This window comes from Streptomyces sp. AF1A, from assembly GCF_047340315.1.
Taxonomy (GTDB): Bacteria; Actinomycetota; Actinomycetes; order Streptomycetales; family Streptomycetaceae; genus Streptomyces.
In genome coordinates, this window is sequence record NZ_JBLEBI010000158.1 from 1 (window position 1) to 16,429 (window position 16,429).

The window sequence follows — 16,429 nt, forward strand, 5'->3', positions numbered from 1 at the left end:
CACGGCGCCGCACCCGCGAACGGCACGACGGGCTCCGCGCGGCAGAGCACCGCGATCCCCAGTACGGCCGTCCCGGTGAACCCGTACGCCTCCCTGGACGACTTCGACGGCCCTGCCGGCGTCGGCGACGGCTGAGCGCGGGCCGTGAGCCTGTCCCCGGCCGGGGTCGAAGAATCCGGCGAATCCTGGCAAGGTGGCCCCATGGCTGACCGGGGTGCGAGTGCCCTGTCACTCCCGGGGGACTGGCCCGCCCATCCGGACCCGATCCTGGCGCTCAACCGCATGGGCACCTTCGACTGGGACCTGGACACGGGTCTGTTCCACATGGACGCGCAGGCGCACGAGGTGTTCGACCTGCGGCCCGAGGAGTACGACGACCACCCCGAGTCCCTGGCCGTCCGGGTGCCGGAGCCGGAGGCGGCCCGGCTGGACGCGGTCGTGTCCCGGGCCATCAAGAACGGGCACGAGAACTACGGTGCCTACTTCCGCATCCGCTGCCGGGACGGCACCTCGCGCTGGACGCACACGCAGGGCTACATCCGCCGCGACGGGACCGGCCGTCCCCGCCGGGTCGTCGGCATCGTCCGCGACGCCACGGAGGAACTCGCCGAGAGCGGGGCGCGGAGCCTGCGGGCCGCCCAGGACGAGGCCCTGCGCCAGCAGACCAACGTCGTCCAGGTCGTCTCGGCCGCACTCGCGCACGCCCGCAGCGTCCGGGACGTCATCGACGCCCTCAAGAGCACCCACGGCATCCGTCACCTCGGCGCGGCCAGCCTGGTGATGGGCCTGGTCGAGGCCGGTCGGATCCGGCTCGTCGCCGAGGGCCCCGCCGACGCCTCCGTGCCGGGCACCCGGCTCACCCGGACGGACGAGCCGTACCCGATGAGCGAGGTCGTCCGCACGCTCAGCCCGCGCTTCATCGAGTCGCCGGAGGAGTTCGCCGCGGGCTATCCGATCCTCTGGCCGCACCTGACCGACCTGCACATCACCTCCGCCGCCTACCTCCCGCTGATCGCGCAGGCCCGCCCGATCGGCGCGATGGGCCTGCTCTACAGCGACCGGCGGGGCTTCTCCGCCGAGGAGCGCGCGGTCCTGGTGGCCCTCGGCAGCAGCATCGCGCAGAGCCTGCAGCGCGCCATGCTCTACGAGCAGGAGAAGGACCTCGCCCAGGGGCTGCAGCAGGCCATGCTGCCCCGCACCATCCCCAGCGTGCCCGGTGCCGACATCGCCGTCCGCTACCGGTCGGCCGCCCTGGGCCGGGACATCGGCGGCGACTGGTACGACCTCATCCCGCTGCCCGGGGGCACCGCCTCCGGGGGAGGCCGGGTCGGCGCGGTCATCGGCGACGTCCAGGGCCACGACACGCACGCGGCGGCCGTGATGGGCCAGCTGCGCATCGTGCTGCGCGCCTACGCCGCCGAGGGGCACACCCCGGCCACCGTGATGGCCCGCGCCTCCGTCTTCCTGCACGAACTCGACACCGACCGCTTCGCCACCTGCCTGTACGCCGAGGCCGACCTGGCGACCGGGGTCGTGCAGGTGGTCCGCGCCGGTCACATCGACCCGCTGATCCGGAACACCGAGGGCGGCTGCCGCCGCGTCCCTGTCGAGGGCGGGCTGCCGCTCGGGCTGTCCGCCGAGTTCGGCCGTCTCGACTACCCCGTCTCCACCGTCGAACTCGACCCCGGCCACGCCCTGCTGCTGTGCACCGACGGGCTCATCGAGCGGCCCGGCACGGACCTCGACGACGGCCTTCGCAGCCTGGTCGCCCACGTCTGCGAGGGTCCCCACGACGTGCACGCCCTCGCCGACCGGCTGATCCAGCTGGCCGAGGAGCGCGGCGGGGACGACGACGTGGCCTTCCTTCTGCTGCGCCGCCGCGAGCCGGAGACGGCGCGGCCCGGCAGCCGGCTGCAGCAGCACGTGGCGCCCGGCGACCCGGAGGCCCTCGTCCAGGCCCGGCACATGATCCGGTCCGCGGTCCGCTCCTGGGGCGCCGGCGACCGCGCCGACGAGATCGAACTGGCCGCCGACGAGCTGATCACGAACGCCCTGATGCACACCGAGGGCGCCGCGATCGTCACCCTGCGGGCCCTCGACGCCGGGGACGTCAGGTTCCGCATCGAGGTGGAGGACTCCTCCAGCGCCCTCCCGCGCCGCCGCGAAGCGGGGGAGAACGATGTCTCCGGCCGCGGGCTGCTCCTGGTGGAGGTGCTCGCCGACGGCTGGGGCGTGGAGGCGCGCGGCGGCGGCAAGGCGGTGTGGTGCGAGTTCCGGCCGACCGCGGGCGACGGGTGAGCCGGGGGCGTTGTCGGTGCCGGATGGCACTCTGGACGTATGCCGGAACTGCCCGAGGTTCAAGCGCTGACGGACTTCCTCACCGAGCACCTGGCCGGCCGCCGGGTGGTGCGGATGCTGCCGGTCGCCGTCAGCGTCCTGAAGACGTACGACCCGCCCGTCACCGCCTTCGAGGGCGCCCGGGTGACCGCGGTGCACCGGCACGGCAAGTTCCTCGACCTCGCCGCGGACAGCGGCCTGCACCTGGTCGTCCATCTGGCCCGCGCCGGCTGGCTCCAGTGGAGGGACCGGCTGCCGGACGGCCCGCCGAAGCCCGGCAAGGGGCCGCTCGCCCTGCGGGTGGCGCTGGAGACGGGCGAGGGCTTCGACCTCACCGAGGCCGGCACCCAGAAGCGCCTCGCGGTGTACGTGGTCCGCGATCCGCTCCAGGTGCCGGGCATCGCCCGCCTCGGCCCGGACCCGCTGGCCCCCGGCTTCGACGAGGCACGCTTCGCCGCCCTCCTGAAGGACGAGAGACGCCGGCTCAAGGGAGCCCTGCGGGACCAGTCCCTGATCGCCGGCATCGGCAACGCCTACAGCGACGAGATCCTGCACGCGGCGAAGATGTCCCCGTTCAAATTGGCCGCGTCCCTGACCCCGGAGGAGACCCACCAGTTGTACGAGGCGCTGCGCACCACCCTCACCGAGGCGGTCGAGCGTTCCCGGGGGCTGGCCGCCGGACGGCTGAAGGCGGAGAAGAAGAGCGGCCTGCGCGTGCACGGCCGCACCGGCGAGCCCTGCCCGGTGTGCGGCGACACCATCCGTGAGGTCTCCTTCAGCGACTCCTCGCTCCAGTACTGCCCCACCTGCCAGACGGGCGGCAAGCCCCTTGCCGACCGCAGGCTCTCCCGGCTCCTGAAGTGACCGCCGAGGTGACCGCCTACGACGCCCTCAGCGTCACCAGGGGCTGCCCGTCCTGGGTGCGCACCTCGTAGCGGGCGATCTCGTCCAGGTGCATCGTGGAGGCCGCGAGCCCGGTGAACATGCCGGTGCCGTGACCCGAGTCGAGCCAGGTGCCCGCGACCTGTTCGGAGCCGTCGCGGCCCACGACCACCAGGCGGCAGGTGTGCGGGCCGGTGCCGTCCTTGACCCGCAGTCGCAGTTGGCTGCCCTCGTCGCCGTCCTCGGCCCTGACCTCGGCCCACACCCCGGTCCGCGGATCGGTCGCCGTGACGACCCCGCCGGCGGTGTCGCCGTGTCGGGCGAACGCCACGATCCCCGACCCGGCCACGGCCAGCACCACGGAGGCGGCCAGCCCGTACAGGAGGCGGCGGCGGTGGGCCCGGCGGCGCACCGCGAGCTCGCCGAGCAGCCGGTCGAGAAGCCGGGGACCGGGCTGCGCCATGGGGTGCACAAAGCGCGGCGTGGCCCGCCGGTACAGCATCAACTGCCGTGTGGCCGGGCCGAATTCGGTGACCTGTGCCGCGCACCGGGGGCACTCCATGAGGTGGTCCTCGAAGCGGAAGGCCTCCGCCTCGTCCAGCACGCCGAGCGCGTATGCGCCGACGTCGCGATGCCTTTCCAGGGACCTCATGCCGAATCCTCGTGCCGATGGGTGTGGGTGGGGTTACTCCTTGCTCCCACCCGTACGCAGCCGACAGCCGAATCACTCAAGCACCGCACAGAATCGCGACCAAGAGATTCGGAGCCGCCCGGCCCGTGGATTGGTCGGTTTCCGGAAAAAATCCGGGCCCCGGGGCCCGGCAGCTCAGAACAGGTGAATGGCCAGATGCCCCAGGGGCAGCCCGAGCCGCCAGGCCGGGGTCCACACCTTCGGCCCGTCGTCCTCGCCGGCCAGCGCACCGCCGCCCGGCACCGCGTCCAGGTCGGGCGCCAGCAGCTCGGTCTCCTCCAGCCAGCGCCAGGCCTCCGCCGCCAGCGCCAGGTCGGGCGAGGGGGTGCCGGATCCGGCCGCCCGGTCGGTCAGCTCGGCCATGCGCTCGCGCACCCAGTCCCGCCACGGCTGGTCGTAGGCGGTCAGCGACAGCCAGTTCTCCAGCTGGGAGATCACCCGGATGCCGGAGAGCTCCCCGTCGGTGTCGGACAGGAACACGGTCAGCGCCAGCGCGTCGCGGCCGGCCCGGAACTCGAAGGACGTCGGCGGCATCAGATCGCCGGTGCGCAGCAGCTCGTCGGCGATGTACTCGGCGTACAACCAGGCCATCGGGACGGCCAGTTCACCGCCACCGGTGCCGTCCGTGCTCTCGTGACCTCTGTGCAGCATCCCTTCCTGCCCTTCCTCCGGTGCGTGCGCGTCGCCCGATCCCCGGGATCCGCCACCCGCCCGGAAAGCGGATGAGGACAGCCCATTGCCCCGACGGGGGCCGCAGCAAGGCGCTTTGCAAAGGCTTTGCCCTGGAGGCGGTTTCAGCGCAGGTCGGCCGCGTAACCGGGCAGGACCCGGCGCAGCGCGCGCAGCGCGTAGTACGCGCGGGACTTCACGGTACCGGGTGGGACGCCGAGGGTTTTCGCCGCTTCCGCCACACTGGCACCGAGGAAGTACACGAGTACCAGCACGTCACGGTGTTCCGGCGTGAGTGTCTTCACAGCCTCCCGGACGTCCAGCATCGCGGCGGCCCGCTCGGCGTGGTCGGCGGTGATCCGCGCGTTCTCCGGGACGACGTCCCCGACCTCGCGGGGCCGCGCCCGCCGGGCCCGCCGCGCGTCGATCGCGAGCCGCCGGGCGACGGTCAGCAGCCAGGGCCGTACCGAGTCGAAGTCGGCGGCGTGCAGCGCCTCGGGGTGCTGCCAGGCGCGCAGCAGGGTTTCCTGGACGAGGTCCTCGGCGCGCTGCCGGTCCCCGTCGCACAGCCGCAGCAGCAGGGCGAAGAGGGGGCCGCCGTGCTCCCGCTGCAGCGCGGCCAGCTCGTGCTCGGCGGTCGTCGTCCCGTGGGTCGGCGGTGTCGTCCCGTGGATCAGTGAGGTTCCGGCCGTCATGGCCGTATGGCAGCGCAGGGGGGCGGCCGGGGGACAGGGCGCGCGCACGGCGTTGCGACGGACGGTCGATCGCGTCGGCGAACGGTCGGGCACGCGCTTCGGGGCACTGACGGACGGCTCGATGAGAGTACTGGCGCCGTTCATACGGAGAGTCGCCTTTATACCCGTATGCCTGTGGCGGCAAGGTCGGTGAACGTCACGTCCGTACAGCCGAAGATCGTGGGGTGAACCGATGATCGGACGCAGACGCCAGGTGGCCCTGGTGCTGACCGCTGTCCTCGCGACCGCGGCCGCCTGCGCCAACCTCGAACGCCAGCACTCCTCCCGGAACGTGGCACCGGCGCCCGGAGCCACCCCCGCCCGCGGCTTCACCCTCGTGGCCACGGGCAGCATCGTGCCGCAGGACTCCGTCGTCGACCGTGCCTCCTACGACGCCGCGGGCATCGGCTACGACTTCCGGCCCATGCTGTCGGGGGCCGGTCCCGCCGTGCGCGGCGCCGACCTGGCACTGTGTCACCTGGACGCCGTCTACGCCACCGTCGTCGGCCGGCGCGCCTCCTCCTCCGCCCACGTCCCGCCGCAGATCGCCCAGGACCTCGTCGCGACCGGCTACGACGGCTGCGCCACCGCCTCCGACCATGCCCTGGACGACGGCGCCCCGGGCATCCGGCTCACCCTCGACGCCATGGACGAGGCGGGCCTGCGGCACGCCGGGACCGCCCGCACCGAGGACGAGGCCCGCTACCTGACGGTCTACCAGGCCGGGCCGGCCAGGATCGCGCACCTGTCGTACACGTTCGGCACCGGCGGCCACCCGCTGCCGGCCGGACAGCCGTGGGCGGTGAGCCTGATCGACCCGAAGCGCGTGATCGGTGACGCCCGCGCCGCCCGGCGGTCCGGCGCCGACGTGGTCGTGGTCTCCGTGCACTGGGGCACCGAGGGACAGGACGCCCCCGACCCGGCACAGCTCGACCTGGCCCGGCGGCTGACCGCCGCCACCACCGGCGGCCGCCCCGACATCGACCTGATCCTCGGCACCCACGCCCACGTCCCGCAGCCGTACGAGAAGGTCAACGGCACCTGGGTGGTCTACGGCCTGGGCGACCAGATCGCCGGCGAGAGGGCCGACGGCCGCGGCACCCGCGACCCGCGCCGGACCCAGTCCACCCTGGGCCGCTTCACCTTCGCCGCGCCCGCCCGGCCGGGCGGGCGCTGGCAGGTCACGAGGGCCGAGTTCGTCCCGCAGATGTACGACGTCGACGCCGGCCGCGTCGTCGACGTCAACCGGGCCATCGCCGACGGCGCCGACCTGGCCGGGGTGCGCGACCGGATCAGGGACGTGGTGCTCAGCCGCGGCGCCGCCGCGGACGGCCTGGTCATGGCGGAGTGATCACTCGGCGGGCGGCGTTCCGGCCAGCGCCGAGCGCCGGTAGGAGTAGCCGAAGTAGATCGCGCACCCGATCAGGAACCACACCGCGAACCGCACCCACGTCTGCCACTGCAGGAACGTGATCAGCCAGACCGAGAAGACGACACCCAGCGCCGGCACGAACGGCATCCACGGCGTGCGGAACCTGCGCGGCAGGTCCGGCTGCCGGTAGCGCAGCACGATCACCGCCGTGCACACCACGACGAACGCCAGCAGGATGCCGATGTTGGTCAGCTCGGCCGCCTCGCCGATGGGGATGAACCCGGCGATGACGGCCGACGCCACCCCGACGATCCAGGTCACCCGGGTCGGCACGTGCCGCGTGGGGTGCGTCTTGGCGAACCACCGGGGCAGCAGGCCGTCGCGGGACATCGAGAACCACACGCGGGTCACGCCCAGCATGAACGTGAACATCACCGTGAGGATGCCGATGATCGCCCCGACCGCGATCACGTCCGCGAGCCCGCTCAGGCCCACCGACTTGAACGCCGAGGAGAAGCCGCTCTCCGGGTCGATGTCCTGGTAGTTCTGCATGCCCGTCAGGACCAGGCAGGCCGCCACGTACAGCACCATGGAGATCGCCAGCGAGTAGATGATCGCCTTCGGCATGTGCCGCTGCGCGTCCTTGGACTCCTCGGCCGCCGTCGACATGGCGTCGTAGCCGAACACCGCGAAGAACACCGTCGCCGCACCCGTGAAGGTACCGCCGATGCCGAAGGGGAAGAAGGGGTGGTAGTTGCCGCGGCTGATGTGGAACACGCCCACCGCGATCACCAGCAGGACCACGATCACCTTCAGCGCGACCACCAGCGTCTCGAAGCGGGCCGCGCTGCGGATGCCCAGGTTCAGCAGCCAGGCGATCAGCAGGCACAGCACCACCGCGAACAGGTCCACCCGGTGCCCGCTCCCGGTGCCGGGCGCGCCCAGCATCCACTGCGGCAGGTTCGCGCCCATCTCCTCGACCAGGAAGCCGAAGTAGCCGGAGATGCCGATCGCGACGACCGCCACGATCGCCGTGTACTCCAGCAGCAGGTCCCAGCCGATGAACCAGCCCGCGAACTCGCCGAGCACCGCGTACCCGTAGGTGTAGGCCGACCCCGCCTTCGGGATCAGCCCCGCGAACTCGGCGTACGACAGCGCCGCGCACGCGCTCGCGACACCGGCGATCAGGAAGGACACCAGCACCGCGGGGCCGGCCGTGCCGTGGGCCACCGTGCCGGCGAGCGTGAAGATGCCGGCGCCGATGATGCCGCCCACGCCGATCGCCGTGAGCTGCCACAGCCCCAGCGATCTCTCCAGCCGGGGGCCCTCGCCGACCTCCGTGTCCTCGATGTGCTCGATGGGTTTGCGACGCAGAATCCCCTCACCCGCGCGAAGCCTTGCCATGCGCCTCACCTCTTCGCCGACGGCAAACGGCTGACAGGCGGATCATGATGGCTCAGCGGGGTCCGGCTGGGAAGGCACCACGCATGCCGAATGGGGGCCCACGCATTCGATGCGGATCCCCGACACCCGACCCGGCCCCGTACGGCAGCCGGCCCGCTCGGCCTCCGCCAGGAGCCCGCCATCCCTCTGCGGCACCGAAGAGCCGCGCCGGGTGCCGGGCCGATCGGCGTCCGCGAGGAGCCCGCCATCCCTCTGCGGCACCGAAGAGCCGCGCCGGGTGCCGGGCCGATCGGCGTCCGGAGCCACCAGGACCACCGGTGCGGACATCCGCTTCCCGCCGGCCGGACGACGGAGCAGGCGCCGACCGCCGGGAAGCCGGCGGCGGTCGCGTCCGGGCGGGCCCTGCGCGCCGGCACCGCCCGGCCGGCGGCAGCCGCTGTCCCGCCACGCCCGCGGCGCCCACCGGACACGCTCGGCGGCCCGGTGCGGCCACCGCCGCCGTCGCCGCCTACGGGACGACCGTGACCGGCCACCGCCCCGCCTTCACCAGCCGGACCGCCACCGAGCCGATGATCCGGTGGCCGGCCTGCTCCGAGGCGCCCACCACCAGCGCGTCCGCCTTGAGTTCGTCGGCCGCCTTCACCAGACCGTTGTAGGGGTCCCCGCGGAAGGTGTGGAACTCCCAGCGCATCTCGAACATCCCCTTGAGCCGCTCGGCCGCCTCCCGGATGTAGGTGACCAGGTCCTCGGCGATCTCGTCGGTCGTCTCCGCCACCGGCGCCCCGAGCGAGGCCCCGGCGGCGAGCACCGGCTGCACGTACACCACCGCCAGCAGCGCGCCCTGCCGCCGGGCCAGGCCGCTCGCGTACGCGGCGGCACGCAGCGACGAGTCCGAACCGTCCACGCCGACGACGATGACCTTCGGCCCGTCCGTGCCCCGTTCGAATTCGTGCGAGCGCTGCTCGTGCTGTTCCGTCACGAGTCCGAGGCTATCGGAATCGGCGGTTCCAGCCGAGGCCCGGACCTCGGCGGATTCACCTCGGCGCTCGACGGGCGAGCCGCCCGGCCCCTTCCTACAGTCGGAACCATGACTGCCACCGCGGAGCCCGCCGCGCGGAGGGACGCCCCGGCCCGGATACGACCGCCCGCCGGCGTCCGCCTCGGCTGGGTGCCGAAGGCCTTCGCGACCCTCTTCGCCGCGCTCGGTCTGCTGTGCGCCCTGCTCGCGCTCGTCGAACCGCTGCGCCGTCTGCTCCGTCCGGTCGTCCACGCCCTCGACCTCGTGCTGGTCCCCATCAGCGCCAACCTCGCCTACGCGGTCTTCCTGTTCCTGCTGGCCGGCGCCACCGCAGCGCGCAAGAAGGTCGCCTGGTGGCTGGTCGTCGTCTACCTCGGCCTGGTCGTCCTCAGCGATGCGCTCGGCGTGGCCCTCGGCCTGTACGCCGCGTCACTGCCGTCCCTGGTGCTGTGCGGCCTGCTGCTGCTCCTGCTGATCGTGGCGCGCGAGGAGTTCTACGCCGCCTCCCGGCGCGGCGCCGTGTGGCGGGCGCTCGCCGTCCTGCTGGGCGGGCTCGCCGTGGCGATCCTGCTCGGCTGGGGGCTGGTCATGCTGTTCCCGGGCAGCCTGCCGGCGAACGAGCACCTGGCCTGGGCGGCCGACCGGGTGTGCGGCGGGCTGGTCTCGGCCGGCTCCTTCGCCGGCCGCCCGCCGCGCACGGTCACCTTCGTGCTCGGCCTGCTCGGCGCGCTCGCCCTGCTGAACGCCGCCGCCGCGCTCTTCCGTTCACAGCGGCTGGAAGCCGCTCTGCACGGCGACGAGGAGGCCCGCATCCGCGCCCTGCTCAGGGCGTACGGCGAGCGGGACTCCCTCGGCTACTTCGCCACCCGCCGCGACAAGGCCGTCGTCTTCTCGGCCAGCGGCAAGGCCGCCGTCACCTACCGCGTCGAGGCCGGGGTGTGCCTGGCCAGCGGGGACCCCGTCGGAGACCCGGAAGCGTGGCCGCACGCCATCGCCGCCTGGCTGGACGTGGCCCGCCGCCACGCCTGGGCGCCCGCCGTCATGGGCGCCTCCGAGGACGGCGCCCGCGCCTACGCCCGGGCCGGCCTCGGCGCCCTGCAGCTCGGCGACGAGGCCGTCGTGCACGTCGCCGACTTCGACCTGAACGGCCGGGACATGCGCGTCACCCGGCAGGCCGTGCACCGGGTCCGCCGCACCGGCGCCACCTGCCGCATCCGCCGGCACAGCGCGCTGAGCGAGCGGGAGATGGAGGAGATCGTCGACAAGGCCGACGCCTGGCGCGACACCGAGACCGAGCGCGGCTTCTCCATGGCCCTGGACCGGCTCGGCGACCCCGCCGACGGGGACTGCCTGCTGGTGGAGGCCCTCGGCGACGACGGCCGGCTCCTCGCCCTGCTCTCCTTCGTGCCCTGGGGACGCGACGGCGTCTCCCTGGACCTGATGCGCCGTGACCGCGCCGCCCCCAACGGGGTGATGGAGTTCATGGCCGCGGAACTGTGCGCCGCCGCACCCAAGCTGGGCGTGCACCGGGTCTCGCTGAACTTCGCCGTCTTCCGGTCCGTCTTCGAGGAGGGTGCCCGCATCGGGGCGGGGCCGGTCCTCAGGCTCTGGCGCCGTCTGCTGCTGTTCTTCTCACGCTGGTGGCAGCTGGAGGCCCTGTACCGCTCCAACGCCAAGTACCACCCGGAGTGGTACCCGCGCTTCATCTGCTACTGCGACACCGCCTCCCTCGCCCGCATCGGTCTCGCCTCCGGCATCGCCGAGGGCTTCGTGTCCGTACCGTCCCTGCGCAAACTCTGGGGAAAGGGGCACCCGAGGACCGGGCAGCGGCCCGCCACGACCGAGGGACTGCCGTCCCTGACGGCGCACGGCCTCGACGGAGTGGAGCAGGCCGGGCCCGCACCCCCGGACGAGGGCCTGCCCGACCAGGTCCGCGTCCGGCACCGCAAGCTCGACCGCCTGCGCGCCACCGGCACCGACCCCTACCCGGTCGGCGTCCGAGCCCCCACCCACGCCCTCGCCGACGTGCCGCCCGGCGAGGACGTCACCGTGGCCGGACGCGTCATGCTGGTCCGCGACTTCGGCGGCATCGTCTTCGCCGTCCTGCGCGACTGGTCCGGCGACCACCAGATCGCCCTCACCCGCGACCGCTCCGGCGCCGCCCTCGGCCGCTTCACCGCCGACACCGACATCGGCGACCACGTCACCGTCACCGGCCGCACCGGGCTGAGCGAGAAGGGCGAGCCCACCGTCTTCGCCACCTCCTGGCAGCTCACCGGCAAGTGCCTGCGCCCCCTGCCGGACAAGCGCCGGGGCCTGGCCGACCCCGAGACCAGGGTCCGGCGCCGCTACCTCGACCTGGTCATCAACCCCGACGCCCGCGCGGTGCTGCGCGCCCGCTCCGCCGCCGTACAGGCCCTGCGCCGGGGCCTGCTGGACCGCGGCTTCCTCGAGGTCGAGACGCCGATGCTGCAGCAGATCCATGGCGGCGCCAACGCCCGGCCCTTCACCACCCACAGCAACGCCTACGACCTCGACCTGTACCTGCGCATCGCCCCGGAGCTGTACCTGAAGCGGCTGTGCGTCGGCGGCCTGGAGAAGGTCTTCGAACTGGGCCGCACCTTCCGCAACGAGGGCGTCTCCCACAAGCACAACCCCGAGTTCACCATGCTGGAGGCCTACCAGGCGCACGCCGACTACGACGTCATGCTCGACCTCGCCCGCGAGCTGATCCAGGGCGCCGCGACGGCCGCCTTCGGAGCCCCGGTGGCCCGCAGGGACGGCCAGGAGCACGACATCTCGGGGCCGTGGCCGGTCCGGACCGTGTACGGCGCGCTGTCCGAGGTGCTGGGGGAGGAGATCGGCCCCGGCACCGAGCTGCTGCGCCTGCACCGGCTGTGCGACCGCACGGGCGTGCCGTACACCGCCGACGACGGGCCCGGCGACGTCGTGCTGGAGATGTACGAGCGGCTCGTCGAGGAACGCACCGCACTGCCCACCTTCTACAAGGACTTCCCGACCGACGTCTCGCCGCTGACCCGGCAGCACCGCACCGATCCGCGGCTGGCCGAACGCTGGGACCTCGTCGCCTTCGGCACCGAACTCGGCACCGCCTACTCCGAACTGACCGACCCCGTCGAACAGCGCCGCCGCCTCACCGAGCAGTCGCTGCGGGCGGCGGGCGGGGACCCGGAGGCCATGGAGCTGGACGAGGACTTCCTGCAGGCCCTCGACTACGCGATGCCCCCGACCGGCGGCCTGGGCATCGGCGTCGACCGGATGGTCATGTTCCTCACCGGCCTGACGATCCGTGAGACGCTGCCGTTCCCGCTGGTACGCCGCCGCTGACCCGGGCACTCGCCGGCGTCCGGAAACCCGGCGTTGCTCCGACCGGGTGATTTCCCGCCGCCGCACCGGTGGCGTCGTGGTGCCCCGGAGTCTCGCGGGGCGACTGATGAGTCATGCAGAAGGATCAGTTGTTCACGCGTCGCCGGATGCTCCTCGCCGGGGCCGCCGCGCTGGGGGCCGCGGGCACGGCCGGCCTCGTAGCGGCTGGCGGCGACGGGGAAGCCGTACGCGCCGCCGCCCCCGCTCCCGTCGCCGGCCCGCAGGCCCGCCAGGCGCTCAAGTCCTCCGCCTTCCGGCTCCAGCCGCTCATCGGGGACGGCCCGCCCAAGGCCGCGCCGCGCAAGCTGAAGGTGCGCACGGAACCCATCCTGCAGATCTCCGGGCGCGGCAGGCACATGATGCTGACGTTCGACGACGGCCCCAACCCGGAGTACACCCCGCACATCCTCGACACCCTGGCCCGGTACGACGTGCGCGCGATGTTCTTCTTGTGCGGGGAGTGCGTCGTGGAGAACAAGGGCCTGGTGGCCCGGATGGCCGACGAGGGCCACGTGGTGGGCAACCACACCTGGACGCATCCGCTGCTGACCACCCTCAGCCGCAAGGAGATCAAGTCCGAGATGGGGCGCACCAGCGACATCATCGAGAAGACCTACGGCGAGCACCCGCAGTGGTTCCGCGCCCCCTACGGCGCCTGGAACCGCGCCGCATTCCAACTGGGGGCCGCAATGGACATGGAGCCGATGGCCTGGACGGTGGACACCACCGACTGGGAGGAGCCCGGGACCAGCACCATCATCGACCGTGTGGAGAGCGGCGCCGCCCCCGGTGTCGTCGTGCTCTCGCACGACGCCGGGGGCGACCGTTCCCAGACCGTGCAGGCCATCCACGAATGGCTGCCCTATCTGCTCGACTCCGGATATCACCTCACCGTGCCGCCCAGGCGCCTGTGACGGTGACGGAGGAATTCGCCCGTCCGGCCCCGCCGGTTCAGGAGACCGCGACCAGACGGGCGAAGACGACCACGTTTCCCTGATAGCCGGTCTGCCTCGAGAAGACGCCGCCGCAGGTGATGACGCGGAGTTCCGGGGCCCCCTTCGAGCCGTACACCCGGTCGCCGGGAAAGCTGTTCTTCTCGAAGACCTCGACGCCGTAGATCTCGAACACCGCTGTCCTTCCGTCCTTGCGCAGGACGTCGATCCGGTTTCCCTTCCTCAGGGCCCCGAGACCGTAGAACACGGCGGGGCCCTTCTGGTTGTCGACATGGCCGACGATGACCGCGGTGCCGTTCTCGCCGGGGGAGACCGCCCCGGTGAACCACCCGGCCAGATTGGCGTCGTCCGGCGGCGGCGCGCCGACCCAGCCGTTCGCGTCCAGCCCGACGGGGACGACCGGTGCGTCCACGTGGATCGCGGGGATCCGCACCCGCGCGGCGGCGGAGAACGGCAGCGGGGCGAGCGCGGTGGTGACGGTGTCCTGGGGAGCGTGACTGTCCGGGGCCGCGACCGAGGCCGGCTGCGGCGGACCCACGTCGAACTCCCCCGAACCGTTGCGGATGAGCGCCAGACCGGTCAGCAGGACGAGCGCTATCACGCCCCACGGGGCGCGCTTCCTCCGTTGATCCTCCCATTCGGCAAGCTCGGACAGCTCGGACAGCTCGGACGCAGACATTCGCCATCTCCTCTCTATCCGGCCGTCGCCCCGTCCCTCGCGCATGGGAAAACGCTAAGTCCCGCGCGCGCGAGGGGCGATGGGGGAAAGTGGCGAACGGGTGGCGGGCACCCTTTCGGGTGCGCCATCCGAGTTGCGATTCCCAGGAATTTTCTGACGGGCCATGACCTGCGGAAATATCCGATTGTGTGCTTGTCGTGCGGTGTGTCGGCTCACCTGGACGGACCATTCTCGACATGCGGGCGTGTTCCGCGCGTCCGAGGGTTTGATCGGGAGGCGCTTTCTCGCCGATCGGCCCGGGTACGGAACCCGGGCGGCCTCCCGCGGAGGAAGTCATGCGTAACCGACGTGCGCTGGGGGCAGCGTGCACCGCGGTCGCCGTACTGGGGCTCGCCGCCCCCGTGGCCGCCGCAGACGACATGGGCGGCTCAGGCGCCCCCGTGAACACAGGGGCCGTCGCCGGCTACAGCGGCGCCAACGGCACGGGCAACGGCAGCGACAACGCCAATGCCAACGCCCATCACGGCGACCGCGCCGGCACCAGCAGCGGCACCGCCGACGCCAACCGCGGCGGCAACACCGACGACCATGCCAACGGCAGCCGCCCGGGCGGATTGACCAGCGTCGGCAACGGCCCCGGCTACAGCACCACGGACACCGACCGCACCGGCACGGACCGCGGAGCCGCCGACCGACCGGTCCCCAACACCGCCAACGGCGCCACCACCACCAACACCGCCAATGGCGCCAACGGTGCCAACCCCGCAGGCGGTGCCAACCCCGCCGGCTCTGCCAACGGTGCCAACGGCCCCGGTCAGTTCGGCGCCTCCGGGAGCAGCGCCGCCGGCGCGAGCAACCTGCGCAACATCGTCACCACGCCCGGCGTGATCTCCGCCGGGTCCCAGATGCTCGTGGCCGTGGACGGCTGCCGGGCCGGCACCATGTCCTCGAGCGTCTTCAACGCCGTCCCGCTGACGCCCCTGGGCGACGACAGTGCGCGTGGCGTCGTCTACGTCGACCGCGCGGCCCGGCCCGGCCGGTACGACGTCACCGTGCGCTGCGACGGCCGTACGCTGACCCGTCCGGCGGCCTTCACCGTGCTCGGCGGCGTCCAGGGCGGCGTCGGCGGCAGCAAGGCCGTCGGCGCCACCAAGGCCGACATGGCCATCGGCGCGGGCCTGGTCGCCGCGTCCCTGGCCGGCGGCGGCCTCCACCTGCTGCGCCGCCGGAGCGAGAGACGGGTCTGAGGACCGCGGGCCCCGCCACCGCCCCCTGCGGCGGCGGAGCGGAACGAGAGGACCGCAGCTCCCGCCCGGCGGGCCTTCGCCCGTTTTCCTCGCGGAACCGGGCGCAGGCCCGCCGGCGCCCGGTTCCGCTATCCCGTCACAGCCGGGAACAGGTTCAGGAACGGCTCCGCGGTGACCGCGATGCCCCGGCTGTAGGGGGCGTCGAAGTCCCAGATGAGGAACAGCATGAAGGCGATGGTCGCGGAGAACAGTCCGGCCAGGACCAGCTCGCGTTTCGTGCGCCGGATCTGCAGCGCGAACACCATGCCGACGGTGATCACCGCCCCGGCGAGCAGCCCCCACCACACCACCGGCGGCATGGTGGCCCCCGTGGAGTCGGCGCGCGCGTTGCGTGCCTGGTCGGCGGCGGTCATCTGGTCCAGCAGCGGCTGGTAGGCCTGCGCCTCGAACTCGTTCTTCGGCTTGTAGTCGGTGACGTCCTGGCGGACCTGCTGCAGCAGCGCGGTGCCGCGGTCGGTGAGGCGCGCGTCGCGGGACATCGTGCTCCACTCGGTGTGCACGACATAGCTGACATAGGCGTTGACATCGCCGCGGATCCGGTCCCGCACGTCCGGCGGATAGACCCGGACCCGCTCCGAGATCTCGTGCAGTGCCTGCGCCTCGGACTGCACGTAGTCCTGGGCGGAGCTGCGGGCCTCCCAGACGCCCGCGATGGCCAGGCCCAGGACGATGGCGTACACGACGCCGATCCACATCGTCATGTACTCGATGACGTCCGGGGTCTCGCTGGGGTCCTCGTCCGCGGGAGCCCGCTTGTGCCGTACGAGGGTGATCACGACCACCACGGCGCAGGCGCCCAGCATCGCGAGGACGAGAACGAGCCAATCCGACAACGGATACCTCCAAAGGTGAGCGGGCGGCGCGTCAGCGCGGGCGCAGGGCCGCGACGGCGACGATCGCGGGGACGGCGATGAGCAGGACGTAGGTGACGGGCGCGGTGTGGCCGGGCGCGGGATGCCCGGCGGGATGCGGGCGGTAGGCCGGGTAGCTCACCGG

The 16,429-nt window shown here is 72.9% G+C and carries 13 protein-coding genes; 6 read left to right on the plus strand and 7 right to left on the minus strand.

The features are described 5' to 3' along the window. Positions 1-201: 201 nt before the first annotated feature. Together ACLU3S_RS29305 and ACLU3S_RS29310 are read left to right on the plus strand one after the other, a co-directional pair. Positions 202-2,298 (plus strand): SpoIIE family protein phosphatase, encoded by a 2,097-nt coding sequence (locus tag ACLU3S_RS29305; RefSeq protein WP_413954979.1) that lies wholly within the window; start codon positions 202-204, stop codon positions 2,296-2,298. A gap of 39 nt (positions 2,299-2,337) precedes the next feature. Beyond that, the gene (locus ACLU3S_RS29310) at positions 2,338-3,201 is read left to right on the plus strand and encodes an Fpg/Nei family DNA glycosylase (RefSeq protein WP_413954980.1); all 864 of its coding nucleotides are present in this window, start codon (positions 2,338-2,340) and stop codon (positions 3,199-3,201) included. Positions 3,202-3,217: 16 nt separating this feature from the next. Here the strand turns inward: ACLU3S_RS29310 and ACLU3S_RS29315 are convergent, their stop codons facing one another. The 3 genes from ACLU3S_RS29315 to ACLU3S_RS29325 all read right to left on the minus strand — a co-directional run bounded on the left by ACLU3S_RS29315 (position 3,218) and on the right by ACLU3S_RS29325 (position 5,274). After that, a complete protein-coding gene (locus ACLU3S_RS29315; protein WP_413954981.1) occupies positions 3,218-3,871 on the minus strand; it encodes a zf-HC2 domain-containing protein in 654 nt (217 codons plus the stop codon). 174 nt (positions 3,872-4,045) lie between these two features. Next, on the minus strand, positions 4,046-4,561 hold the full coding sequence (locus ACLU3S_RS29320) for a hypothetical protein (protein WP_413954982.1): 516 nt from the start codon (positions 4,559-4,561) through the stop codon (positions 4,046-4,048). A 143-nt stretch (positions 4,562-4,704) separates the two neighbouring features. Next, entirely contained in the window at positions 4,705-5,274 is a 570-nt protein-coding gene (locus ACLU3S_RS29325) for a sigma-70 family RNA polymerase sigma factor (protein WP_413954983.1), read from the minus strand. Between the two features lie 232 nt (positions 5,275-5,506). On the opposite strand from ACLU3S_RS29325, the gene ACLU3S_RS29330 reads away from it, so the two are divergent. Beyond that, positions 5,507-6,664: a CapA family protein gene (locus tag ACLU3S_RS29330; protein WP_413954984.1), complete on the plus strand. Its 1,158-nt coding sequence runs from the start codon at positions 5,507-5,509 to the stop codon at positions 6,662-6,664. Here the strand turns inward: ACLU3S_RS29330 and ACLU3S_RS29335 are convergent, their stop codons facing one another. Together ACLU3S_RS29335 and ACLU3S_RS29340 are read right to left on the minus strand one after the other, a co-directional pair. After that, a complete protein-coding gene (locus ACLU3S_RS29335; RefSeq protein WP_413954985.1) occupies positions 6,665-8,089 on the minus strand; it encodes an amino acid permease in 1,425 nt (474 codons plus the stop codon). A gap of 508 nt (positions 8,090-8,597) precedes the next feature. Continuing rightward, entirely contained in the window at positions 8,598-9,068 is a 471-nt protein-coding gene (locus tag ACLU3S_RS29340; RefSeq protein ID WP_413954986.1) for a universal stress protein, read from the minus strand. A 108-nt stretch (positions 9,069-9,176) separates the two neighbouring features. Between ACLU3S_RS29340 and lysX the strand changes: the two genes are divergently transcribed. After that, a complete protein-coding gene (gene lysX, locus ACLU3S_RS29345; RefSeq protein WP_413954987.1) occupies positions 9,177-12,455 on the plus strand; it encodes a bifunctional lysylphosphatidylglycerol synthetase/lysine--tRNA ligase LysX in 3,279 nt (1,092 codons plus the stop codon). 113 nt (positions 12,456-12,568) lie between these two features. Continuing rightward, positions 12,569-13,408 (plus strand): polysaccharide deacetylase family protein, encoded by an 840-nt coding sequence (locus ACLU3S_RS29350; protein WP_413954988.1) that lies wholly within the window; start codon positions 12,569-12,571, stop codon positions 13,406-13,408. A gap of 37 nt (positions 13,409-13,445) precedes the next feature. Here ACLU3S_RS29350 and ACLU3S_RS29355 read toward each other — a convergent pair whose 3' ends face one another. Continuing rightward, a complete protein-coding gene (locus tag ACLU3S_RS29355) occupies positions 13,446-14,126 on the minus strand; it encodes a class F sortase (protein WP_413954989.1) in 681 nt (226 codons plus the stop codon). Between the two features lie 335 nt (positions 14,127-14,461). On the opposite strand from ACLU3S_RS29355, the gene ACLU3S_RS29360 reads away from it, so the two are divergent. Beyond that, a complete protein-coding gene (locus ACLU3S_RS29360) occupies positions 14,462-15,373 on the plus strand; it encodes a hypothetical protein (protein WP_413954990.1) in 912 nt (303 codons plus the stop codon). Between the two features lie 128 nt (positions 15,374-15,501). On the opposite strand, the gene ACLU3S_RS29365 is transcribed toward ACLU3S_RS29360, so the two are convergent. After that, positions 15,502-16,266 (minus strand): DUF4239 domain-containing protein, encoded by a 765-nt coding sequence (locus ACLU3S_RS29365; RefSeq protein WP_413954991.1) that lies wholly within the window; start codon positions 16,264-16,266, stop codon positions 15,502-15,504. Positions 16,267-16,429: the final 163 nt, after the last annotated feature.